Here is a 22,626-nt window from a genome sequence, read left to right as displayed (position 1 = left end):
TTCTCTCTCCACCTTGTATTTGGAGGCCTGACCATGACATCTTTACAACTGACGGATACGGTGGGTGCCCTTGTGCGGGATTACCCTTCCTTAGCGGCCTTGTTTGAGACGGCAGAGATTGATTACTGCTGTGGTGGTCGGCAAACCCTTGCTGAAGCCTGTGCCCAGCGGGGCATCGATGCCCAAACCTTCCTTAAGGAGCTAGAAGCTGCCATAGAAACTGCTCCTGAGCCGGCGATCGCTGACCTTTCACTGACCGCCCTCGTTGACCACATTGAAACAGTGCACCATGCCTACTTGCAGCGGGAACTCCCCCGCCTCGAGGCGCAGGCGGAGAAGGTGGCGGCCGTTCACGGCTCGCGGGATGCCCGTCTCCAGCAACTGCACGCAACCGTCGTGGCCTTGGCCGCAGAGCTAAAAACCCACCTCCAAAAAGAGGAGCAAGTTCTGTTCCCTAGGCTGCGGCAGTTGGAGAAAAACTATGATCAGGCAGTCAATGTCTTGATCCCAGCTGCGATTGATTGTATGCAACGGGAGCATGCAGAGACGGGCGTAGCCCTCACCCAGTTGCGGCGCCTGAGCGATGGTTTTACGCCGCCTGAGTGGGCCTGCAATACGTACCGCGTGCTTTTGGCAGGGCTGTTGAGCCTTGAGAAAGACTTGCACCAGCATATCCACAAGGAAAACAATCTCCTGTTTCCCAAGGCGATCGCCCTCCTTGAAGCCAAGCGTCTAGCCTGTGCGTCGTGATGTTATTCAAACTCCTGGTGATTCTCCATACCCTCGGCGCAACTGTATGGGTGGGCGGGCACCTTATTCTTGCCCTAACCGTTCTGCCCAAGGCCCTCAGGCAGCAGGATGCAACGCCCATCCAGCAGTTTGAGCAGCCTTTTGAAAGGTTGGGTCTGGGGGCATTATTGCTGCAGGTGCTGACGGGTATTGCCCTAACCCTCATTTATTTTCCCGGCGGGGTGGGATTTTGGCCACCGCAGTCTGTGGTCTCCCAATATGTTCTCGTGAAGTTGGGACTGTTGCTGGCAACCCTTGCCCTCGCTGTACAGGCTCGGTGGTTCATTTTGCCCAAGCTGACAGCAGAAACACTGCCCCGGCTGGGGTTTCACATTATGGGGGTCACAGTTCTGGCTGTTCTGTTGACTATTTTTGGTGTTGGTATTCGTCTAGGGGGATTGGTTTAGTGGAGGATGCAATCATGACCATTTCAGAGCCATCAGCGGCTACGGAAACTGCATCAGCAGCAAGGAGGGGAACACCTTGGTACGTGCCCACCTTCTCCCCAGAACATGGGGTTTATGTGATGTTGATTGTGGCGTTTCTCACGGGGGCAGCAGCAGCGCAGCACTGGAGTTGGAGAACCACGCTGGCTCTGGTGACTGCCTTTAGTGCCTTTCAGGCGGAGCATCCCTTAACACTACAAATCAAGCAGCGGCGAAGTTGGAAACCCCGTTGCCTGATGTGGGGAGGCGTCTACAGTGCCCTTGCCCTTGGCCTTGCTTTTTATCTTTACCTTGAGGTGCCACGGTTACTTTGGATTTACCTAGGGGCGATCGCCATTTTTGTGATTGATAGTATTGCCGTAGTTTATCGTCAACGCAAAGCCATCTGGAACGAGTTACTCACCTTTGCAGGGGTCTGCTTGGTGGCTCCCCTAACGGAGATGGCCACCACTGAAGAGGTCTCTTTCCTGTCTGTTGGATTATGGCTGTTGAATACCCTTTTCTTTGGCAGTGCGATTTTTGCTGTGAAGCTGCGTAAGCACAAAACCGCCTTTTGGCTCCCTGGTTTGATTTATCACAGTGTTGCCGCTCTCCTCATTGGTCTTTTGTGGTGGCTAGGGTGGTTGCCCCCCTTGGCAGCGGCGGCCTTTGCCATTGCACTGCTCAAGTTTGGCCTCATTGTTTGGCAAGCCAACTGGTACAGAAACACAGCCATAAAAAACGTTGCCTTGCTGGAAACAGGCTCAGCATTTTTATTTCTCAGCCTGATCCTTGCGGCGCTGTTGCCTGCCCATTTGCCTCGACCTTAGCTTTTTTAGCGGTTTTGGCTCAATGCGCCGCCCTTCAGGAGGGGGAGGATTCAAAGCTGTGGAGAGCCTCAGGGGTGCCAACGATCCCCAAGGCTTTAGCCCTTAATGGGAGTAGGAACTACTGTCCGAGGTAAGCGGTCAGAACCTCAGGATTGGTTTGAATCTCAGTGGGGGAACCATCAGCCAGATTTTTCCCCTCTGCTAAGACCCAGATGTGCTGACACAGGGACATGACCACGTCCATATTGTGTTCAATAATCAAAAATGTCACGCCCTGTTGGTTCCACCGCACAATGTGCTCGCAAATTTGATGGATCAAGGTGGGGTTAACACCTGCTGCTGGCTCATCGAGGAGCACCATGCGGGGATGGTGCATCATCACCCGTGCCATTTCTAAAAGTTTGCGTTGCCCTCCCGACAAGGCGCCAGCGTAGTCATGGGCCTTAGCGGTTAACCCCACAGACTCCAAAATCTCCCACGCCCGTTGCCGCAGCTTTTGTTCCTCTTGACGAATGCGCAGCGGTTGTAGCCAACTATTCCAGAATTTCTCCCCTGTTTGCAGCGGCGCAGCCAAGAGCATATTTTCGAGAACCGAGAGGCGCGAGAGCACACGGGGCACTTGGAATGTTCGCAGGAGTCCTTGGAGAGCAACTTGGTGGGCGGGCAAATGGCTAATCGGGACGCCGTCAAAGATCACGCGGCCTTGATCGGGGATGAGGAAGTTGCACAACAGGTTGAATAGGGTGGTTTTGCCCGCACCATTGGGGCCAATGAGACCGGTGATGCTGCCGCGGGCAACCCGAATTTCCACATGATCGACAGCGCGAATGCCACCAAAACTTTTGCACAGCCCCGTGGCCACTAGGAGATCCGAAGGCAAGACTTGACTGACACCGCTAGAGACGGGCGCAAGAGAAGATTCATCGACCAAGGCTGAGTTCCTCCTTTTTGCCCAAAATACCTTGGGGTCGCCACATCATCAAGATAATGAGGACAAGGCCAATGAGCATCATCCGCAAGGCCTCTAGGCGACCGCCATCAAGGGGAATAAAGCGGGTCAGGGCAGTGTAGGCCCAAAAGAGGGCAGCGCCGAGGAGGGTACCCATGTTATTGCCTGCGCCCCCCAAAACCACAATGGTCCACGCCTGAAATGTAATCAGGGATACAAAGCCGTCGGGGTTAATAAAGGTCAGCTGCCACGCATAAAACGACCCGGCCACCGCCGCGATCGCCCCCCCCAGAAGGAAGGATTGCATTTTGTAGGCAAAGACATTTTTACCCAAGGCCTTGGCCACTTCTTCATCCTCACGGATGGCTTTGAGCACCCGTCCCCAAGGAGAACGGATCAAACGCTCCAACTGCCACACCACCAAAGCAAGCACCAATACCAGCAGCCACAACAACCCAGCGCGGTAGCTAAAGGCCCACAGACCAAGGGTCAGGGCTTTGACCACCAGACCCACCAAAGCAGCGGCCAAGGTATTCAGGGCAATGGGAACCACGGCTCGTTTTTCTGGATGGCAATAATAGTTCACAAGGGCGATCGCCCCACCCAGCGTCACCAGTGTCAACCCAAGAGGAAAAATGGCCATTCCCCGGCCTAAGCTCAAGGGGAGCAACGTGGCCCAAAGGCTGAGGGTACCGGCAATGAATAAAGCTGCATAGCTAGGCAGTAACCAGCGGGGGTGCGATCGCCCATACTGCCGCTGTAGCCATTGCCACCACTGCCCTGCAGCCGCCCCCACCACAACCCAAAAAAGAGCAATCATCCCCAGTTTGGTCGGCAGATTGGGATTGAACTGAGCAAGGGGCAGCGGAAACCCATACACCCCCCGACCGCCTCGGGTTAGCCAATCCTCATTGAGGGCAATCAAGCGGACAATTTCTGCCATGCCGATCGTCACAATCGCGAGGTAATCTTCCCGCAGCCGCAGCGTCGCAATCCCCATTAAAAAGCCCAGTCCCATCGCCAGCACCACGCCAGCAAGGACAGCAAAGAACATGGGGACGCCAGCAATTCCCAACAAAATCGTGGTGTAGGAACCAATGGCCAAAAAACCAACATGGCCAAAGTTAATTAGCCCCGTATAGCCCCAGTGCAAATTCAGCCCCAAGCTAAAAAGGGCAAAGGTGGCAGTAAAGATACCAAGGGAAATGAGATAGCCAACCATTTAGATCATCGAAGTTAAGGGCGAGACAGTTGCGCTGCGCTGTTGCGATCGCGCCAGTGGATGAAGGAATCAAAATGAATATATTTTATACACCTGCCTAGCGATAACCATAGAACCGGGTGGCAAAGTTTTGCGATCGCGTCGGGGACAGTTGACGCGCTTTCAAAATCGCGGCGGTGAGAAATACATAGGCCAAAATCCCCACCACTGCCAAACCCATCGGACCAAAACGGGCGGCAGCCGTATTCCAAAGGGCATGCAGAAAGGCCGCTAGACCTAGGCCAACCATTAAAATCAAGGGCGCTCGATGGGGGCGCAATACACTCAATCCCACACAATAGCCCAAGTAGCCCGTGTAGGCCATGTGCCCCGTTAGGGATCCCAAGACCCGAGGAATCAGTACTTGCAGACCAGCTAAATTACCAAATTGACCGGCAATACTAGGGACATACTGCCCAAGGGTTTCTATCCAAGTAAAACCCAGACCGGCAGCCGCTCCCAAGAGAATGCCATCGAGGGGTTCCCATACGCCCACCTTTTGTTTCCACGGACTCGGCAGCCATCGCCCTAAGCCATAGGCCACAACAATGGGTAACGCCTTGAGGAGTTCTTCCATTAAGCCGGCACCAATGAAGTTGCGGCTGAATAACACCCAAAATGAAGGATGGGGCGGATGCAGTTGGCCGGGTAAAATGGTGCGAAAGAGATAGATCATGGCTGGCAAAATTGGGCTTTGCAGAATCAACATTTCCAGCGTCAATGTGCCCAGTAGAACCCATGCGGGTTTGCGCTTGCCACAGAGTTGATAGATAAAGTAATAGGCAGCACTGCCCAAATAGAGCGCCAAGATGACCTTGAAGGCATCGGGGGAGCCAGCCGTGGCGAAAAGGAGGATAACCGCAACAACCGTAACAATCCCCGGTACCAGATAGGCTTTGCGTACCCAGTCGGGATGAATGGCAAAAATAGGCAGGAGTTGGGTAAGGGTGAGGGGTTGATCGGGCTGGGTACTCACGACTTCGGTGAGGGGAAGATATTCTAGGACAAATTCAGGCCCTTGGCGCCCCAATTGAATGCGATCGCCGGCATTGAGCACAGTTAAGCTCTCTACTCGCTGTTGATTGACATAGGTGCCATTGACACTGCCGAGGTCAGCGATCGCCCACACGGGAATACTGCCACGCTTTTGACAGGTGAGTTGGGCATGGTGGCGGGAAACAGAAGTATAGATGTGAGCGTCAAGGACAATGTGGCAGGTAGCGGGGTCACGACCAATAATGGTCACCTCCTCCTGAGACAGCCAAAACTGCCCCATTTCAGGGGAAACTTGCCGCAGCACACCCGCATACTTCAGCGTTGGATGGAGGGGGGAGCGATCGCGATTCATTGGTACCCGTATCAACTGCAAGGGGGACGATGAGACTCCCAAAGTCCGACCTGCTCAGCACTCACACCCACTATACACTGGGTACTTGATACTTCCTTTGAGCGAGAGGGCGATCGCGAGGGGAAACCATGGCTGTCCATCCTAGGCAGAGGGTTACTTTGGGGGCAGGAGTTGACAAAGGGCAGCATTTTGCGCAATGATAGAGTTCTGCTGATGCGGGGCTATAGCTCAGTTGGTAGAGCACTTCAATGGCATTGAAGGGGTCAGCGGTTCGAATCCGCTTAGCTCCAGTGGAAACGCAAACCATGCTTTTTGTTAGACCGAGGGGTGCAGTCAGTATAGGCTGTCACTCCAAATTAGCACTGCAATGAACCATGGCACCCGCGATCGCATCCACCCGAAACAAGGAGCGCTTAATCCTCCCTTCCAGACCGACCCACAGGCCGAACCGTTGCCCACAGGTCGAGATTCAGGTTTGACTTCCATGTTGGTGAGCGATGAGAACCATGACAAAATCCAGACAGCGGGTTGTGGATTACGGCGAGGTTCTGACGCCGCCGCATATCGTCAACGCCATGCTCGATCTGGTCAAGCAGGAGACGGAGCGCATTGATTCGCGCTTCCTAGAGCCGGCCTGCGGCACGGGGAACTTTCTCGTCGAAATCCTGAACCGGAAACTACGCGTGGTGGAAGCGCGCTATGCTAGGGTCCAACTGGAATACGAGCGCTACGCCATCCTGGCCGTGTCGTCGCTCTACGGGATTGACATTCTGGAAGACAACGCTGCGGAATGCCGGCAGCGGCTGTTTGCCGTTTTTGATGAAGCCTACACGCGGCTTTTCAAAGACAAGGCCAAAGCGCCCTGCCGGGAAACGGTGCGCTATATCCTCAGCAAAAACATTGTCCACGGCGACGCGCTGACGTTGAAAACCGTAGGGGCGAACCCCCAACCGATTATTTTTCCTGAATGGTCGCTGGTCAACGGCAGCCTGCTCAAGCGGCGGGACTTTGCCTTCCATGAACTGGTGAACCAGGGAGCGATGCGGGAATTGCCGCTCTTTTCGGATGCCGGCGAGGAGGTGTTCATCCCTGAACCGGTCAAAGACTACCCACCGGTGCATTTTCTGGAGGTTGCCCATGCCTACGATGAGTAGCCACAACCCGGACGTGCTCTTGTGCCTGGCCAACCTCTCCAGCGACGAGGTCTTCACCCCGCCGGCGCTGGCTAACCAGATGCTGGATCTGCTGCCGCCCGATCTCTGGAGCAACCCCGACGCCCGCTTTCTTGACCCAGCCTGCAAGTCCGGAGTGTTTCTGCGCGAGATCGCCAAGCGGCTCGACAAGGGCCTGGAAACCCAAATCCCCGATCGCCAAGAGCGCATCAACCACATCATGAAGCACCAGCTCTTCGGCATCGCCATCACCGAACTGACGGCGCTCATCGCGCGCCGCACCCTCTACTGCTCCAAACACGCCAACGGCAAATACTCCATTTGCACCGCCTTTAACACCGAAGAAGGCAACATCCGCTACCGACGCACCGAGCACACCTGGCGAAACGGCCGCTGCCTCTTCTGCGGCGCCAACGAAGCCAACTACGCCCGTGGCGAGGAACTGGAAACCCACGCCTATGAGTTCATCCATACGGAAAACCCACTCCGTCATTTCGACGAGCACAGCGAGCCATGTCATTTCGACGAGCACAGCGAGGAGAAATCGATGAAATTCGATGTCATCATCGGCAATCCGCCGTATCAGTTGAGCGACGGGGGGTTTGGTAGAAGCGCAACGCCCATTTACAACAAGTTTGTCCATCAAGCAAAAAAACTGAATCCACGCTATCTGGTGATGATCATCCCTTCCCGCTGGTTTGCTGGCGGTAAGGGCTTGGATTCCTTCCGAGCCGAGATGCTTGGCGATGATCGCATCCGAAAACTGGTGGACTTCGAGGATGCATCAGAGGTCTTCCCCGGCGTAGATATTGCTGGCGGTGTGTGTTATTTCCTTTGGGAACGGGACGCGCGTGGGACTTGCGAAGTGACCAATGTGCATAAAGGAGAAAAGGTCGTTTCGACACGAAAACTCGATGAATTCCCAACCTTCATCCGCCATAGTCAGGCCGTTTCCATTGTGAGAAAAGTGCTCGCCAAGAAAGAAAGGAGTATGAGCGAACAGGTATCAGCTAGCAAACCTTTCGGATTGCGCACTTTCGTGCGCCCCCAAAAATCTGGCGATCTCATCCTGCGCTGGCAAAACGGCGAAGGATCGTACAAAAGGGAGGACATAACCGTTGGCGTGGAAATGATCGACAAATGGAAGGTTATTACATCCTACGTGGGCTATGACCATGCCGGAAATCCAGGATCAGACGGAAGGAGAAGGGTTTTCTCCAAAATAGACATACTACCTCCGAGAACCATCTGCACAGAAACGTATCTGGTAATTGGGGCTTATGCTTCCCAAAAGCAGGCTGAACATTTGGTCGCTTATATGAAGACTCGGTTTTTCCGTTTCTTGGTATCCCAGTTCATGTATTCCCATCACATTACAAAAGAGGCCTACGCCTTCGTGCCCATCCTCGACATGAACACCGAGTGGACCGACGAAAAGCTTTACGAGCGATACGGGCTTACGGAAGAAGAAATTGCCTTTATTGAGTCGAAAATTCGCCCGATGCCGGCGACTAAAGAAAACGGCGCAAAAAACGAAGAAACGGAGCCTGCCGATGAGTAGCCATCTTGCGTCAAATCCCTATGAGCAGTTAAAGACGCAAATTGGTGAACTGCTCCGTCAGGGAAGGATTCAGGCGGGCCGGGCCATCAACACAATTCTTGTGCAGACTTACTGGCAGATCGGCCGACACATCGTAGAGTTCGAACAAAAAGGAAATGTGAAAGCCGAGTACGGCAGCGAACTGCTCGATCGGCTATCAAAAGACCTGACCGCGGAATTCGGCAAGGGGTTTAGCCGCTCAAATTTGTTCCAGATTCGACAATTTTATCTCAAGTTTCCAAAAATCCAGACACTGTCTGGACAATTAAGCTGGAGTCACTATGTCGAAATTATAAAAGCAGACAGTGACCTTGAGATCAGTTTTTATGCAAAACAATGCGAGAAAGAGGGCTGGAGCGTGCGTGAATTGAAGCGGCAGATGAAGAGCATGCTCTTTCACCGTCTGGCTCTGAGTAAGGACAAGGCCGGCGTACTTGAGATTGCTCAAAAGGGCAGCGATGTTCAGCATGCCGAAGACCTGATTAAAGACCCCTATATTTTCGAATTTCTTGGCATTCCACCCCAACACCAATATCTGGAAGGCGAACTGGAGCAAAGGCTGATTCAAAACCTGGAGTTATTCCTACTGGAGTTGGGCAAGGGATTTGCCTTCGTTGGCAGGCAATACAAAATCACGCTGTCAAACCGCCATTTTTATGTGGATTTGGTGTTTTATCACCGCATACTCAAGTGCTTTGTGCTGATCGACCTCAAGCGTGGGGAAATCGAGCACACCGACATCGGGCAGATGAACATGTATCTGAATTATTTTGCCAAAGAGGAAAATGTCGAAGGCGATAATCCGCCCATCGGCATCGTGCTTGGAGCTTACAAAGACCATATCCTGGTGGAATATGCTACCCAAAACATCAGTAATAAACTCTTCGTGAGCAAATATCAGCTTTATTTGCCAGACAAAAAACAATTGCAGGAAGAATTGGAGAGGCTTTTGACCCATGACGCATAAAGATTTCTTTCCACAACGGCCCAGAATCGAGCCGAAAATCTACGCCTACGAGGATACGAATCCCCAATATGCGGGCCTGCTCAAGATCGGCTACACCACGAAGAGCGTGCAGGAGCGGGTGGCGCAGCAGTATCCTACGCTCCGTCCTGGCGAGAAGCCCTATCGCATCGTGGTGGATGAGCCGGCTATCCGCAACGACGGCACCGGCTTTACCGACCACGACGTGCACCGGATGCTGCGCATCAACGGCATCCCGCATGCCGGCGGCGAGTGGTTCCGCTGCACGGACAAAGATGTGCAGTCCGCTATCAATGCTGTGCGGGCAGGTCAATTGATAGAAGAACAGCGATCGCTGAGTTTCGGCTTGCGTCCCGAGCAGGAAGCCGCGATTCAAAAAACCGTCGCCTATTTCCAGACCTGCCGCCGGGAAAACGACAAGCCGCCCCATTTCCTCTGGAACTGCAAGATGCGCTTTGGCAAGACCTTCGCCGCCTACCAACTGGCCAAGCGCATGGGCTGGAAAAAGATGCTGGTGCTCACCTTCAAGCCGGCAGTGCAAAGCGCTTGGGAAGAAGACCTGCGCTGTCACGTGGATTTTCAGGGCTGGCAATTCATCAAACCCGGCGGCCTCACCTACGAACAGGCGGACAAGAACAGACCCATCGTCTGCTTCGGTTCCTTTCAGGATTATCTGGGCCGCAATCCGAGCACCGGCGGGATTAAAACCAAGAATGAATGGGTGCATACCACACACTGGGACTGCGTGATGTTCGATGAATATCACTTCGGCGCTTGGCGGGAGAAAGCTAAAGACCTTTTTGAATCCGAAGACGAACAGGAACGCAAAGCGGCGGAAGGCGAAGCGATCGACTACTTTGATGAAGACATTCTGCCCATCACCGCGGATCACTACTTGTATCTCTCAGGCACGCCGTTTCGAGCCATTGCCACCGGCGAATTCATCGAAGAGCAGATCTACAACTGGACTTATTCTGACGAACAGAAAGCTAAAGAAGAGTGGCAGGGAGACAATAACCCCTACGCTGCATTGCCGCGGATGGTGCTGATGACGTACCAACTGCCGGATGACATCCGCGACGTGGCCATGAAGGGCGAGTTCAACGAGTTCGACCTGAACCTCTTCTTCGCGGCGGAAGGCGTCGACGATCAGGCGCGGTTCACGTATGAAGAGGAAGTACAGAAGTGGCTCGATCTGATTCGGGGCGCCTATCTCCCCACGAGTTTAGACAACTTAAAACTGGGTGCGGAGAAACCGCCGCTGCCTTTCTCGGATATGCGGCTGTTGAATGTGCTCTCGCATACCCTGTGGTTCTTGCCCAGCGTTGCCTCTTGCTACGCTATGCAGAATCTGCTGGCAAAGAGCCAAAATAAATTCTACCACGATTACAAAGTCATCGTTGCTGCCGGCGCCGCCGCGGGTATTGGGGTCAATGCTCTGCCGCCTGTTCTCAAAGCAATGGGTGATCCCCTCAAGACCAAAACCATCACCCTCACCTGCGGCAAGCTCACCACCGGCGTGACGGTGCGGCCTTGGACAGGGATCTTCATGCTGCGCAACACCTCCAGCCCAGAGACCTACTTTCAGGCCGCCTTTCGCGTGCAAAGCCCGTGGACCATCAAAAATCCCGACGGCGTTTCGCCTAATGAGGAGCTGATCCTCAAAAAGGAGTGCTACGTCTTCGATTTTGCGCCGGATCGGGCCTTGCGTCAGATCGCCGACTACAGTTGCCGCCTGAACGTCAACGGGGAAGACCCGGAAAAGAAGGTGGCGGAATTTATCCAATTTTTGCCGGTGTTGGCCTACGACGGCAGTTCCATGAAGCAGATTGACGCCGCCGGGGTGCTCGATATGGCCATGGCCGGGACCACGGCAACCCTGTTGGCTCGCCGCTGGGAAAGCGCGCTGCTGGTGAACGTGGACGACGACACGCTGCGGCGGTTGATGAACAATGAAGAGGCGATGCAGGCGCTGATGCGCATCGAGGGGTTCCGCAATCTCAATCAGGAGATCGAGACCATCATCAACAAATCTGAAGCGGTCAAGAAGGCGAAGAAAGAGGCAAATGACCAGAAACTTTCCTCTCAAAAGAAAAAGCAGCTCACAGAAGAAGAAAAGGAATTCAAGAGCAAGCGTAAGCAAATTCAGGAAAAACTGATCAAATTTGCCACCCGCATCCCCATTTTCATGTACCTGACCGATTACCGGGAACGAACACTGCGGGACGTGATCACGCAATTGGAGCCGGGGTTGTTCAAGAAGGTCACAGGGTTGACGGTCAAAGACTTTGAACTGCTCGTCAGCTTGGGGGTGTTCAACAGCGCGTTGATGAACGATGCGGTGTATAAGTTCAAAAGATATGAAGACCCGAGCTTGGCTTACACAGGGATTAATAAGCATGAAGGGAAAGAGATCGGCTTGTATGATACCGTCCTCTGTCGAGGAAATTGCCCCTCATCCCTGCCTGAAGTTAGCAATTTATAGGGATTGATTCGGAATTGAGCGCTTGCTGGCGCAATATCCGCAGTAGTTTTTCTAAATGCTCTGGCAGAGGGGCGATCGCCACAATCTCCTCACCTGTACGGGGATGCTGCAACGCTAAGCGATAGGCATGGAGCGCTTGGCCGGGCAGTTTTACTTTTAGCGGTGCACCGCGGCCATAGACAGGATCCCCCAACAGCGGCCAACCCAAGTGAGCAGCATGAACGCGGATTTGATGGGTGCGACCGGTTTCAAGGCGAAACTCCACAAGGGCACAGTGGCGGAAGCGCTCCTGCACGTACCAGTGGGTAATTGCTGTGCGGCCTTTTTCTGGAGGCACCACCGCCATCTTTTTGCGATCCACCGGGTGACGACCAATGGGCGTAATTACCGTTCCACTGTCCTGCGGGGGCTGGCCATAGACGACACCAAGGTAATGGCGCTGCATTTGCCGTGCTTTCAATTGCTGTTGCAGATGGTGTAGGGCAAACTCCGTTTTGGCAACAACCATCACCCCAGAGGTGTCTTTGTCTAGGCGATGCACAATCCCCGGTCGCTGGACACCGCCAATGCCTGTCAATTCAGGGCAATGGGCTAACAGACCATGAACCAAGGTGCCGTGGTGATGACCGGGCGCAGGATGCACCACTAGATCCACGGGTTTATTGAGAATCAGTAACTCATCATCCTCATAGAGAATACTCAGGGGTAGGGGTTCAGGGATTAAATCCAACGGCTCTGGTTCAGGGAGCACCACCTGCAGTACCTCACCACCACTGAGGGGCTGATTTTTGCGATCGCACACTTGGCCATTAATCCGCACATAGCCCTGTTGGATCAGCTGCTGCCAGCGCGATCGCGAGAGTTCAGGATGCCGCTGTGCAAGAAACGTATCGAGGCGATCGCCCCCCTGTTCTACCTTGAAGGTCAGCGATGTCGTCATGCCCCCCAACTACACTGGCGTATGCCCAAGGGCTAAACCCACCACTAGCATCCCTAAGACGAGAAAGGGTTGAGCACTGGCTTGGTACTTGACATCGTTTTTCAAGGGATCCCGCAGGAAGTACATATCCTGAAAGACAATTTGGGGAATAATCAGCAAAATCAGCAGCACTGCATAAAGATTGGCATGAATCGCCATCAGGTAGCCCGCAATCCCCAACTGGAAAATGTCAATCATCAGAACACAAATCCATGCGGCGGTAGTAACGCCAAACATCACCGGCAAGGAAGCCAAGCCGAGTTGGCGATCGCCCTCAACGCTTTTGAAGTCATTGACAATGGCAATACCCAAGCCCGCCAAACTGTAAATCAACGTCAAGATCACAATCGTCGGTGTCAATTCGCCAAAAAGGGCGTGACCTGCCCACCACGGTAAAGCAATGTAGCTGGCTCCGAGGGCATAATTTCCCAGCCAACCATTCTTTTTCAGCTTCAGGGGCGGTGCGGAATAAATATACGCCAAAAAGCCTCCCAGCAAAGCAATTTTGGTCACAGGGAACGTGGGATGGTCAGCCCATAGATCGAGTAGAACAGCTAGACCCAAACCTGCGACAACGAGGAAGATAATCTGCGCCCGCACTTGGTTAAGGGAAATCGCCCCTGAAGGAATGGGACGGTAGGGTTCGTTAATCGCATCAATCTCGCGATCGTAGTAATCGTTGAGCGTTTGCGTATAGCCCGCCATCAAAGGCCCTGACAGCAGCATACAGGTCGCTGCCTTGAGCACATCCTCCAGACTCCAGGTAAATCCCCCCGACGAGGCTGCACCACAGACCACGCCCCAAATGAGGGGGATCCATGTAATCGGCTTCATTAGTTGCAGGCGAATTTTCCAGATATTGGTCTCGCCGCTTTTGGCACCCTTCATGCCCAGCAGTTGCCGTGCGGCTGCAGTAGTGGTTTCCGTGGATGTTGAAGTCGTCGTTGAATCGGGGGTTTCCGTCATAGCGCTTGTTGTGCTCAGCAATCACCTCAATGATTATAGTCGTTTCACCTTCCGCCACCTAGGGGGATCATGTTGCCCTCTAGCGTGGGCAGGATGTTAAAAGTTGTCCTCGTAAATTTGCCGATCGCCCGTGGTGTAGGTCAGGATAGAAGCGAAACTCCTTTTAGAATCCTTCAGCGTCAGTGGAACAACCGCAGATTGTGCCATGACCCCTGTCTCCATCCCTGATTATCTTAAACGCGCTCTACCGGCGGCCATTGCCACGGCGATCGCCACGGTGGGTGTCCTTGCGCTGCGAGTGGGGGGCCTGCTGGAACCGTTGGAATTGAGAGTCTATGACCAATGGCTGCGCTGGCGATCGACACCGGCCACGTCCCAGCGACTGCTGATTGTTGAAATTACCGAGGCTGATATTCAAACCCTCAAGCAGTACCCCATTCCCGACGAGGTGCTCATTCAAGCTGTCAATGAATTGCAGGAGCACCAACCCAAGGTCATTGGCATTGACATTTTTCGCGATTTTCCGGTGCCCGATCGCTTCAAGCTGCCAACCGATGTGCTGCCCTCCCTCGGACGGGTGATGATGACCCAGCCCAACACCGTTATTGTCTGTAAAGTGGGGGGCGAAACAGATCCCGGAATTGCCCCACCCGCTGGACTGCTCAATGATCAGGTGGGATTTGCAGACATTCCCATTGATGAGGATGGTGTGGTGCGGCGGGCGATTTTGGCAACTCAACCCGAAGCCAGCGATCGCTGCTCTACCCCTCAATCTTTCGCTTTAGCTTTGGCGCGTCTTTTTTTAGGGGTGAATCCCCAAGCAGTGACTCAGAACCGCCTTGACTTGGGAACGGCTCGCTTTCAAGCCTTAACCAGTAACTGGGGAGGCTACAGCCACTTAGATGCAGCCGGGTTTCAAATCCTGATCAACTACGCCCGCCCAACCCAGCCCTATGAAACCGTGACCCTGAGCGAGGTGCTCAAGGGGCAAGTCTTGCCCTCTAAGGTGCGCGATCGCGCCGTCCTCATTGGCCTCACTGGCAGTAGTAGTAACGATAAGTTTTTGATTCCAATGACACTGCCGGGGCAAACCAACCGCCTGACCCCCGGTGTTGTGGTTCAAGCAGCGATCCTTGAAGATTTGCTAGCAGCGGCTCTCGATAACCGTTCTCCTATGGGTACATGGCCGCAGGGGGCGATCGCCCTTTGGATTCTGGCTTGGTCTGGCCTTGGTGCCCTGATCATCGCCAAGGGACAGCGCTGGGTGATTGTGCCGCTGCTGGTTGCTGGGGGACTGGGTCTCAGTGGCCTGACATTCCTCCTCTTTTTACAGGGGAGTTGGATTCCGCTGGTGGCACCTCTGGTTGGCTTTGGCAGTGCGGCGGTTTTGATGCTGGGCTATCGTGCCTTCAGTCCTGCAGAATCCACCCCTACCCCCTCTACACCGACGGCTGTTCCCAGTGGCCGCTCAGCAACTCCCTTGGAGTTCATGACTGAAGGCATCAGTCAATCAACCACACCTGAATCAGCCCCCATTCTGGAAATCCCCGAAACCTCGCCAACAGAAGTCTCTCGCCTAGAGACGGATGCCAATGCAACGGTGCTGCAACCGGAAACAGCAATTTCCTTTACCCCCATCGAACCTACCCCACCCCCTAGAGATCAACCCCACACCGCACCTACCCTCCTCACCTCCGTCGTTGATCAAATTCCCCCCACAGAGATCCGCGAGACACCACCACAATCCATCACTGAGCGGGAAACCTTCTTAGTGGTTCACCCTGAGGATGCTGCCACTGCCGCCACCGAATTGCCAGAAACTCCCACAACTGCTCCTGAACCTACCCATATTGATCTTCCTGAAACCCAGAGGGTGGTTCCTACCCCGCAGCCAACAGTTCCCTCAGAGATCCCCTCGACACTGCGCCCTGATTTACCAGAAACCCAACTGACGGTTCCCGAAGCCTTAACAACGATGCCAGAGACCCCTAGCATCCCTACTGTTGATTTACCCGAAACGCAACTCACCCTACCTGAGCCACTAACGACCCCAGAACCGACCTCGACGCCCTCAACCCAATTTGCAACCAGTGTGGACTTGCCTGAAACGCAACTATCCATTCCTGAGACGGCACCGGACATCACCTCAACTCCACCCACCCAATTTACAACCAGCGCAGATTTGCCCGAAACCCAATTGTCAATCCCAGCCACCCCCAAGGGAGACCTACCAGCAACCCAGCCATCCAACCCTGACCCCTTAACCGCGGCGCCTGTGGATCCCACCCAGCGGCCAGAGGTGATTCCCACCACGACAGTCCCCTCGCCGCCCCCCCCAACGACAGAAACGCAAACACCGAGCGGCACCCAACCCAAAACCACCGTCATTTCTGACATCAGCGAAAAAGCCAGTGAACCCTTACCACAAACTGTGGGGGGACGCTACCGTGTCCTCAGTCAACTCGGCGAAGGGGGATTTGGGCGCACGTTCTTGGCTGCGGATTTACATCTGCCAGATCATCCGATCTGCGTGGTCAAGCAGTTGGTGCCCTCCCGTAAGGATGAACGTTTTTTGGCCATTGCCCGTCGCCTCTTTCAGCGGGAAGCAAAAACCTTAGCCCAATTGGGTCAACACGAGCGTATCCCTCGATTACTGGCTTACTTTGAAGAGGGGGGATATTTCTATCTCACCCAAGAGTATGTGGATGGGGAATCCCTCAAGGAGGAGTTTGAAAAGAAAATTACCCTCTCCCAAGCCGAAGCCCTCACCATTCTCAAGAGCATTCTGGAAATTTTGCAGTATGTGCATCAGTTTGGGGTGGTGCATCGCGACATTAAGCCTGCCAATATCATGCGCCGCCGCAGTGATCAACAACTGTTTTTGATTGACTTTGGGGCGGTACGCCATGTCCAGCCCGAGGAGTTGCTCCAGCACGGCAAATATACGATCTCAATTGGTACCCGTGGGTATGCCCCTAGCGAGCAAATGGCAGGACGACCGGTGATTGCCAGTGATATTTACTCTTTGGGTATGGTTATTGTTGAAGGTCTGACGGGACTCGCCCCGATGGATTTGCCCTCTGATCGCAACACGGGTGATATGATTTGGCAGCCGGGACGGCATCTTTCGCCGCAGTTTGTTGCCATTATCAATAAAATGATCAAGTATAACTTTCGCGATCGCTACCAGAGTGCTGCAGAGGTGCTCACCGATTTGACCAAGGCTGGACTTTAGGCCTATAGACCCAAGTTTTAGCGCTGTAGAGGGGGTTCGCAGTTCTTATTTATGCGGCTCAATCGTTGTGAAAAAAGGCTGTATGATAGATAGTACCGTTTCCTTTTTTTAACATTAGACACTTTGGAGGCATCGCAACGTGGCTGGAACGACAGGAGAACGACCATTTTCCGACATTATTACCAGTGTCCGTTATTGGGTGATTCATAGCATCACCATTCCGGCGTTGTTCATTGCTGGCTGGCTCTTTGTCAGCACCGGTTTGGCCTATGATGTGTTTGGCACACCACGCCCCGATAGCTACTATGCTCAGGAACAGCGGTCGATTCCTCTGGTGACCGATCGCTTTCAAGCTAAACAACAAGTTGAAACCTTCTTAGAACAGGTGAAGTAGGATTGCCATGACCAGTAATACCCCCAATCAAGAACCCGTTTCTTACCCGATTTTTACGGTCCGCTGGTTGGCCGTTCACACGCTTGCTGTGCCCACGATTTTCTTCCTCGGGGCGATCGCGGCTATGCAGTTTATCCAACGTTAGGAAGGTGCAGCCATGGAACCGAATCCCAATCGTCAGCCGGTCGAACTGAATCGCACATCCCTGTACCTAGGGTTGTTGCTGATCTTCGTCCTTGCGTTGCTCTTTTCAAGCTACTTCTTTAACTAAATTCTTCTCTATAACTGAATCTGCTTAGGAGGAATTGATCATGTTGTCTGAAGGCGGACGCATTCCCCTGTGGGTTGTGGCCACGGTGGCTGGCATGGGGGTCATTGTGATTGTCGGGCTGTTCTTCTACGGTGCTTACGCTGGTCTTGGCTCCTCTCTCTAAAGATTGGGGTCTTGGCGCGTACGCAATTGTAGCCAGATCAGTCCTAGGGTGACTCCCAAAAGAACCGTTGCTGCGGCAGCGGCATAGCCAAAGTCAAATAACGCAAACGCCTGTTGGTAAATATAAAATACCAGCAGGTTTGTTGTATCTAAGGGGCCGCCACCGGTCACCACATAGACCTGTTCAAAACTGCGCAATGTGAAAATCGTTGTTGTGACAAACACCAAAATTAAGGTGGGTCGCAGCCCCGGCAGCGTAATGTAGCGAAACTGTTGCCAAGCATTGGCGCCATCGAGCAGTGCCGCTTCATAGCGATCGCGAGGAATGGTTTGCAACCCCGCCAAAAAGACCACTAAATTAAACCCCAACTGCTTCCAGCTACTGAGCAAAATTAGCACTGGCATTGCCCAAGTGGGATCACTCAGCCAAGCAATCGGCTGCCCCCCTAAGGTTTGCACCAGTTGATTCACCGGGCCATCGGTTTGAAACAGCCAACGAAACCCTAAACCCACCGCCACAATCGAGGTCATTGTTGGCAAAAAGTAGGCCGTGCGCAGCAGATCCCGTCCCCTGATCCCTTGGTTGAGACCCACCGCCAAGAGTAAGGGCAGCACAATCGTGGGGAGCACCGTTGCCCCTGTGAAATAAATGGTATTGCCAATCACCTGCCAAAAGTCTGGACTCAGGAGCAATTGCTGATAATTTTGCAGCCCAACCCAACGCACCCCTTCTTGACTAAAACTCCCCGTCGTAAAACTAAGATAGACAAGGTACAAAATCGGCAAAAAAACAAAAATTGTCAGAAACAAAAGTGCAGGTAAAAGGAATAACCAAGCGACTCCTATCGGTGACAAAAAAACATCCCCCAATCGTGGGAGTTGCGATCGCGCCATTGGCAAAGCTGATGACCTCAAAATTCATCTTTCTATAAATTCAATCCTAGGGTAGTGGCTCCCAAAATTGGAAATGATAAGATCAAAATCAAAATGCACGCCATCTTGGGGAGATGCTGTGATTCACACTGCGCCATTGCCCACGACTACCCCCTCTCACATTTCTGATCATAATCGTCTAAAGCTGTTTTCGGGTTCTGCCAACACTGCCCTTGCTCAGGAAATTGCCCGCTACCTCGGTATTGATCTCGGCCCAATGGTGCGCAAGCGATTTGCTGATGGCGAGCTGTATGTGCAGATTCAAGAATCCATTCGCGGTTGTGATGTCTATCTGATCCAGCCCTGTTGCCGACCCGTCAATGACCACCTGATGGAACTGCTGATCATGGTGGATGCCTGCCGCCGCGCTTCAGCCCGCCAAGTGACTGCGGTGATTCCCTACTATGGCTATGCCCGTGCCGATCGCAAGACCGCTGGCCGCGAGTCCATTACCGCTAAACTAGTAGCCAACCTGATTACTCAAGCGGGAGCGAGTCGCGTTCTGGCCATGGATCTGCACTCAGCGCAAATTCAAGGCTATTTTGACATTCCCGTGGATCATGTCTATGGTTCACCCGTGCTCCTTGACTACCTGCGCAGCAAAAATCTTGAGGATATTGTGGTGGTGTCCCCCGACGTGGGTGGGGTGGCTCGTGCCCGTGCCTTTGCCAATAAGCTTGATGATGCGCCCCTAGCCATTATTGATAAACGACGCCAAGCCCACAATGTGGCTGAAGTGATGAACGTGGTGGGGGATGTTAAGGGCAAGACAGCGGTGCTCGTGGATGACATGATTGATACGGCCGGCACGATTTTAGAAGGAGCACGGTTACTGCGGCGGGAAGGTGCCAAGGAAGTCTATGCCTGTGCCACCCATGCGGTTTTTTCACCGCCAGCGATCGAGCGACTCCAAGGAGGCGATTTTGAAGAGGTGATTGTTACCAACACGATTCCTGTACCGGAGACGCAACGCTTTCCCCAACTCACGGTGCTGTCGGTGGCGAGTATTCTCGGCGAAACCATTTGGCGCATCCATGAAGATAGCTCTGTGAGCAGTATGTTCCGCTAAAACCGCTAAAATAGGTGTTCTTAGTCGCCTAGGAGGATTGCAGGCATGGGGCGAATGGCCTTACTCAGCACCAGCAATAAGCAGGGACTGGTGGCGTTGGCTACGGCCTTGGTGCAGGAGTTTGGCTTTACGCTCCTGAGTAGTGGTGGCACCGCAAAGACCTTACAGGCAGCGGGGATTCCCGTGACAACGGTCTCGGAGTACACAGGAGCACCGGAAATCCTTGGTGGGCGGGTCAAGACCCTGCATCCCAAAATTCACGGCGGTATTTTGGCACGGCGCGATCGCCCCGAAGACGCGGCTGATCTGCAAGCCCAAGGGATTCATCCGATTGATCTGGTGGTTGTCAATCTCTATCCCTTTGCCGAAACAATTGCCCAGCCCAACGTGACCCTTGCCGAGGCGATCGAGCAAATTGATATTGGTGGGCCGACGCTGATTCGCGCTGCTGCCAAAAACCATGCCCATGTGACAGTATTGGTGGATCCCAGCCAGTATGAAACTTACCTTCAGGAATTACGATTACACGGGGAAGCTCAACCTGCTTTTCGCCTTGCCTGTGCCCAGCGGGCGTTTGCGCTGACGGCCAGTTACGATCAGGCGATCGCCGAGTATCTCCAAGAAATCACGTCCCCTGGTACTGAACCAGAAATTCTGCCGCCGGTCTTCCACCTGACGGGGCAGCAAAAACAAGTCTTGCGCTATGGCGAAAATCCCCATCAACGGGCTGCTTGGTACATCAGTGGCGCACACCCCAGTGGTTGGGCAGCCGCCGACCTGCTTCAGGGCAAAGAACTTAGCTACAACAACCTGCTAGATCTAGAAGCGGCACGGGCAGTGATCAGTGAATTTTTAGGGGAGGGTGCCCCCGCTGCCGTCATTATTAAACACACCAATCCCTGTGGCGTGGCTGAGGGCAAAACCCTTGTGGAAGCCTACGAACGTGCCTTGGCTGCCGACAGTGTTTCTGCCTTTGGCGGCATTGTTGCCCTGAATCGCCCCTTGGATGTGGCCACCGCTGAAGCCTTCACCCGTACCTTTTTAGAGTGTGTGGTGGCTCCCGCCTGTGAGGAAGCAGCGCTACCGATCCTGAAAACCAAACCCAAGATGCGGGTTCTCACCTTACCTGAGTTGCAGACGGCTCCCACGACGGCGATTCAAACCATTGCTGGCGGCTTTCTTGTCCAAGATATTCACCCCGTCCCCATTGATCCAGAGGCGTGGCAAGTGGTCACCGCCACCGCACCCAGTCCAGAGTTGATGGCAGAACTGATCTTTGCTTGGAAAGTGGTGAAACACGTTAAGTCCAATGCCATTGTGGTCAGTCGCGATCGCCAAACCCGCGGCATTGGCGCCGGTCAAATGAATCGGGTGGGTGCTGTACACATTGCCCTCAGGGAGGCCGGTGAGGCTGCCCGCGGCGCTGTACTGGCCAGTGATGGCTTTTTCCCCTTTGCCGATTCTGTGCAAGCCGCTGCCCTTGCTGGTATTGCGGCGATTATTCAACCGGGGGGCAGTTTGCGGGATAATGAGTCTATCCAAGCAGCCAATGAAGCGGGAATTGCCATGGTCTTTACCAACCGGCGACACTTCCGCCACTAGGAAATAGCGATGGCGGTGCGGCTCGGTATTATCAGTGATCCCCACATTGCTCTGCCGGAGACGATTCCGACGGATCATCCCCCCATTTTTCTCTATGAAGTGAGTATTCCTGCTTTTGAAGCAGCCGTCACTCATCTTCTTGATCTGGGTATTGATGCTTTGTTGATGCCCGGTGACCTGACGCGGGATGGCGAAGTCGTTAACCACCGCTGGCTCAGTCGCTATCTGCAAACCCTGCCCATTCCCTGCTATGTGATTCCGGGGAATCACGATGTGCCTCTGCCGCTAGGAGATCACAAGCGTATTGGTTGGGCTGACTTTCCCCAGTGGTATCCCCATGCGGGCTATGGCAAGGGCGCCAAGCATTACTATCAAACCCTGCTTGCAGACAACCTACAACTGATTGCCCTGAATTCCAACCAATTTAGCCCGACAGGTCAGCAGATGGGGGCAGTCGATCAAGGACAACTGGCATGGTTGGCGGCTCTATTGGCAAAACCTTTTGCCGGACTGCGCCTTGTAATGATTCACCACAATGTCCTTGAGCATTGGCCACAACAGAGCCAAAGTCCAATGGGGCAGCGCTACCTCTTGGAGAATCGGGTGGAACTCCTCAACCTCCTGCGATCGGCGGGGGTGGCCTTGGTCTTAACCGGACATCTTCATGTCCAAGACATTGCCTATGAGCAGGGGCTGTTTGATCTAACGACGGGTTCCCTCGTCAGCTATCCCCATCCCTATCGCCGGCTCATTTTGCAGCAACATCCCCAAGGGGGCTGGCAAGTGGATGTGGAATCCTACCGCATTGAATCTCTGAAGACCTATCCCACCTTGAGTGATCTCTCCCGCCAATGGATGCTGCAGCGGGGTGCGGGGTTTATGGTGCGCTTTCTCACCTTACCGCCCTTTAATTTATCGGAAACTGAGGCCCAGCCCCTCGCCCAAGCCCTATCGTCCCTCTGGCCAGAAATTGCCCAAGGAGATACCCAAGTCACACTACCGACCCTACCCGAACCCTTGGCCGCCTACTTTGCCCAGTTTAACCACAGAGCACCAGCGGAGTATCCCCAGCTGCGGGACAACAATACGGTCTTTGTCATTTAGCACCTCGCAATTCCTTTGGTTGGGATGGTAGAGTCCCAAAACCTGCTCTAATAGGGGGTTGAGGCAC

21 protein-coding genes and 1 tRNA gene are annotated in these 22,626 nt (G+C 53.8%); 16 read left to right on the top strand and 6 right to left on the bottom strand.

The annotated features are described in order from the left end of the window. The first annotated feature begins 33 nt into the window (after positions 1-33). The 3 genes from ric to RHH53_RS02930 are packed head-to-tail and all read left to right on the top strand — an operon-like array spanning position 34 to position 2,044. On the top strand, positions 34-750 hold the full coding sequence (ric, locus tag RHH53_RS02940; RefSeq protein ID WP_302678802.1) for an iron-sulfur cluster repair di-iron protein: 717 nt from the start codon (positions 34-36) through the stop codon (positions 748-750). Further along, the gene (locus tag RHH53_RS02935; RefSeq protein ID WP_302677304.1) at positions 750-1,196 is read left to right on the top strand and encodes a CopD family protein; all 447 of its coding nucleotides are present in this window, start codon (positions 750-752) and stop codon (positions 1,194-1,196) included. Before ric ends, RHH53_RS02935 begins: the two co-directional genes overlap by 1 nt. 14 nt (positions 1,197-1,210) lie before the next feature. After that, positions 1,211-2,044, top strand: a complete 834-nt coding sequence (locus RHH53_RS02930) for a YwiC-like family protein (protein ID WP_310744075.1) — start codon at positions 1,211-1,213, stop codon at positions 2,042-2,044. A gap of 118 nt (positions 2,045-2,162) precedes the next feature. Here the strand turns inward: RHH53_RS02930 and RHH53_RS02925 are convergent, their stop codons facing one another. From RHH53_RS02925 to RHH53_RS02915, 3 genes are all read right to left on the bottom strand, one after another. Continuing rightward, entirely contained in the window at positions 2,163-2,975 is an 813-nt protein-coding gene (locus RHH53_RS02925) for an ABC transporter ATP-binding protein (protein ID WP_310445728.1), read from the bottom strand. Beyond that, positions 2,965-4,215 carry a branched-chain amino acid ABC transporter permease gene (locus RHH53_RS02920; protein ID WP_310744074.1) on the bottom strand — a complete coding sequence of 417 codons (1,251 nt, stop codon included), beginning with the start codon at positions 4,213-4,215 and terminating at the stop codon, positions 2,965-2,967. The genes RHH53_RS02925 and RHH53_RS02920 overlap by 11 nt, the downstream gene beginning before the upstream one ends. A 97-nt stretch (positions 4,216-4,312) precedes the next feature. Next, positions 4,313-5,623, bottom strand: a complete 1,311-nt coding sequence (locus RHH53_RS02915; RefSeq protein ID WP_225901633.1) for a PrsW family glutamic-type intramembrane protease — start codon at positions 5,621-5,623, stop codon at positions 4,313-4,315. Between the two features lie 196 nt (positions 5,624-5,819). Here RHH53_RS02915 and RHH53_RS02910 point away from each other — a divergent pair. From RHH53_RS02910 to RHH53_RS02890, 5 genes are all read left to right on the top strand, one after another. Further along, positions 5,820-5,892: transfer RNA gene (locus tag RHH53_RS02910), tRNA-Ala, on the top strand. A 207-nt stretch (positions 5,893-6,099) separates the two neighbouring features. Next, positions 6,100-6,756 carry a DNA methyltransferase gene (locus RHH53_RS02905; protein WP_315863342.1) on the top strand — a complete coding sequence of 219 codons (657 nt, stop codon included), beginning with the start codon at positions 6,100-6,102 and terminating at the stop codon, positions 6,754-6,756. After that, a complete protein-coding gene (locus RHH53_RS02900; protein ID WP_399385495.1) occupies positions 6,740-8,335 on the top strand; it encodes an Eco57I restriction-modification methylase domain-containing protein in 1,596 nt (531 codons plus the stop codon). The genes RHH53_RS02905 and RHH53_RS02900 overlap by 17 nt, the downstream gene beginning before the upstream one ends. Next, a complete protein-coding gene (locus tag RHH53_RS02895; RefSeq protein WP_310744071.1) occupies positions 8,328-9,341 on the top strand; it encodes a PDDEXK nuclease domain-containing protein in 1,014 nt (337 codons plus the stop codon). The genes RHH53_RS02900 and RHH53_RS02895 overlap by 8 nt, the downstream gene beginning before the upstream one ends. After that, entirely contained in the window at positions 9,331-11,844 is a 2,514-nt protein-coding gene (locus RHH53_RS02890; RefSeq protein WP_310744070.1) for a GIY-YIG nuclease family protein, read from the top strand. Before RHH53_RS02895 ends, RHH53_RS02890 begins: the two co-directional genes overlap by 11 nt. Here RHH53_RS02890 and RHH53_RS02885 read toward each other — a convergent pair. Both RHH53_RS02885 and chlG read right to left on the bottom strand, forming a co-directional pair. Continuing rightward, the gene (locus RHH53_RS02885; RefSeq protein ID WP_310744069.1) at positions 11,831-12,784 is read right to left on the bottom strand and encodes an RluA family pseudouridine synthase; all 954 of its coding nucleotides are present in this window, start codon (positions 12,782-12,784) and stop codon (positions 11,831-11,833) included. The genes RHH53_RS02890 and RHH53_RS02885 overlap by 14 nt on opposite strands. Positions 12,785-12,793: 9 nt before the next feature. Further along, a complete protein-coding gene (gene chlG / locus RHH53_RS02880; RefSeq protein WP_310744068.1) occupies positions 12,794-13,789 on the bottom strand; it encodes a chlorophyll synthase ChlG in 996 nt (331 codons plus the stop codon). Between the two features lie 205 nt (positions 13,790-13,994). Here chlG and RHH53_RS02875 point away from each other — a divergent pair, with 205 nt between their 5' ends. The 5 genes from RHH53_RS02875 (at position 13,995) to RHH53_RS02855 (ending at position 17,852) form a co-directional block, all read left to right on the top strand. After that, positions 13,995-17,024 carry a CHASE2 domain-containing protein gene (locus tag RHH53_RS02875; RefSeq protein ID WP_310744067.1) on the top strand — a complete coding sequence of 1,010 codons (3,030 nt, stop codon included), beginning with the start codon at positions 13,995-13,997 and terminating at the stop codon, positions 17,022-17,024. Positions 17,025-17,163: 139 nt separating this feature from the next. After that, on the top strand, positions 17,164-17,418 hold the full coding sequence (gene psbE / locus RHH53_RS02870) for a cytochrome b559 subunit alpha (protein WP_149820457.1): 255 nt from the start codon (positions 17,164-17,166) through the stop codon (positions 17,416-17,418). Positions 17,419-17,425: 7 nt separating this feature from the next. Then, positions 17,426-17,563, top strand: coding sequence for a cytochrome b559 subunit beta (gene psbF, locus RHH53_RS02865; protein WP_099798824.1), 138 nt, complete (start codon positions 17,426-17,428; stop codon positions 17,561-17,563). A gap of 12 nt (positions 17,564-17,575) precedes the next feature. Continuing rightward, a complete protein-coding gene (locus RHH53_RS02860) occupies positions 17,576-17,689 on the top strand; it encodes a photosystem II reaction center protein L (RefSeq protein ID WP_149820459.1) in 114 nt (37 codons plus the stop codon). Positions 17,690-17,732: 43 nt separating this feature from the next. Next, positions 17,733-17,852: a photosystem II reaction center protein J gene (locus RHH53_RS02855; protein WP_099798822.1), complete on the top strand. Its 120-nt coding sequence runs from the start codon at positions 17,733-17,735 to the stop codon at positions 17,850-17,852. On the opposite strand, the gene RHH53_RS02850 is transcribed toward RHH53_RS02855, so the two are convergent. Continuing rightward, entirely contained in the window at positions 17,849-18,745 is an 897-nt protein-coding gene (locus tag RHH53_RS02850; protein WP_310744066.1) for a sugar ABC transporter permease, read from the bottom strand. The two genes, RHH53_RS02855 and RHH53_RS02850, sit on opposite strands and share 4 nt — an antisense overlap. Positions 18,746-18,818: 73 nt before the next feature. Here RHH53_RS02850 and RHH53_RS02845 point away from each other — a divergent pair, with 73 nt between their 5' ends. From RHH53_RS02845 to RHH53_RS02835, 3 genes are read left to right on the top strand one after another with little or no spacing between them, the layout of a single operon-like run. After that, complete coding sequence (locus RHH53_RS02845; protein ID WP_315862898.1) at positions 18,819-19,853, top strand: ribose-phosphate pyrophosphokinase; 1,035 nt, start codon at positions 18,819-18,821, stop codon at positions 19,851-19,853. Positions 19,854-19,898: 45 nt separating this feature from the next. After that, positions 19,899-21,455 carry a bifunctional phosphoribosylaminoimidazolecarboxamide formyltransferase/IMP cyclohydrolase gene (gene purH, locus RHH53_RS02840; protein ID WP_302677289.1) on the top strand — a complete coding sequence of 519 codons (1,557 nt, stop codon included), beginning with the start codon at positions 19,899-19,901 and terminating at the stop codon, positions 21,453-21,455. Between the two features lie 9 nt (positions 21,456-21,464). After that, complete coding sequence (locus tag RHH53_RS02835; protein WP_206200974.1) at positions 21,465-22,559, top strand: metallophosphoesterase; 1,095 nt, start codon at positions 21,465-21,467, stop codon at positions 22,557-22,559. Positions 22,560-22,626 lie beyond the last annotated feature (67 nt).

This window comes from Thermosynechococcus sp. PKX82 (genome assembly GCF_031583255.1).
Classification (GTDB): domain Bacteria; phylum Cyanobacteriota; class Cyanobacteriia; order Thermosynechococcales; family Thermosynechococcaceae; genus Thermosynechococcus.
This window is presented reverse-complemented; position numbering and strand designations above follow the sequence as displayed.

Coding starts and splice junctions, on each gene's coding strand:
- ric (WP_302678802.1), top strand. CDS start 34: ATGACATCTTTACAACTGACGGATACGGTGGGTGCCCTTGTGCGGGAT.
- RHH53_RS02935 (WP_302677304.1), top strand. CDS start 750: ATGTTATTCAAACTCCTGGTGATTCTCCATACCCTCGGCGCAACTGTA.
- RHH53_RS02930 (WP_310744075.1), top strand. CDS start 1,211: ATGACCATTTCAGAGCCATCAGCGGCTACGGAAACTGCATCAGCAGCA.
- RHH53_RS02920 (WP_310744074.1), bottom strand. CDS start 4,215: ATGGTTGGCTATCTCATTTCCCTTGGTATCTTTACTGCCACCTTTGCC.
- RHH53_RS02905 (WP_315863342.1), top strand. CDS start 6,100: ATGAGAACCATGACAAAATCCAGACAGCGGGTTGTGGATTACGGCGAG.
- RHH53_RS02900 (WP_399385495.1), top strand. CDS start 6,740: ATGCCTACGATGAGTAGCCACAACCCGGACGTGCTCTTGTGCCTGGCC.
- RHH53_RS02895 (WP_310744071.1), top strand. CDS start 8,328: ATGAGTAGCCATCTTGCGTCAAATCCCTATGAGCAGTTAAAGACGCAA.
- RHH53_RS02890 (WP_310744070.1), top strand. CDS start 9,331: ATGACGCATAAAGATTTCTTTCCACAACGGCCCAGAATCGAGCCGAAA.
- RHH53_RS02885 (WP_310744069.1), bottom strand. CDS start 12,784: ATGACGACATCGCTGACCTTCAAGGTAGAACAGGGGGGCGATCGCCTC.
- chlG (WP_310744068.1), bottom strand. CDS start 13,789: ATGACGGAAACCCCCGATTCAACGACGACTTCAACATCCACGGAAACC.
- RHH53_RS02875 (WP_310744067.1), top strand. CDS start 13,995: ATGACCCCTGTCTCCATCCCTGATTATCTTAAACGCGCTCTACCGGCG.
- psbF (WP_099798824.1), top strand. CDS start 17,426: ATGACCAGTAATACCCCCAATCAAGAACCCGTTTCTTACCCGATTTTT.
- RHH53_RS02860 (WP_149820459.1), top strand. CDS start 17,576: ATGGAACCGAATCCCAATCGTCAGCCGGTCGAACTGAATCGCACATCC.
- RHH53_RS02850 (WP_310744066.1), bottom strand. CDS start 18,745: ATGGCGCGATCGCAACTCCCACGATTGGGGGATGTTTTTTTGTCACCG.
- RHH53_RS02845 (WP_315862898.1), top strand. CDS start 18,819: ATGATAAGATCAAAATCAAAATGCACGCCATCTTGGGGAGATGCTGTG.
- purH (WP_302677289.1), top strand. CDS start 19,899: ATGGGGCGAATGGCCTTACTCAGCACCAGCAATAAGCAGGGACTGGTG.
- RHH53_RS02835 (WP_206200974.1), top strand. CDS start 21,465: ATGGCGGTGCGGCTCGGTATTATCAGTGATCCCCACATTGCTCTGCCG.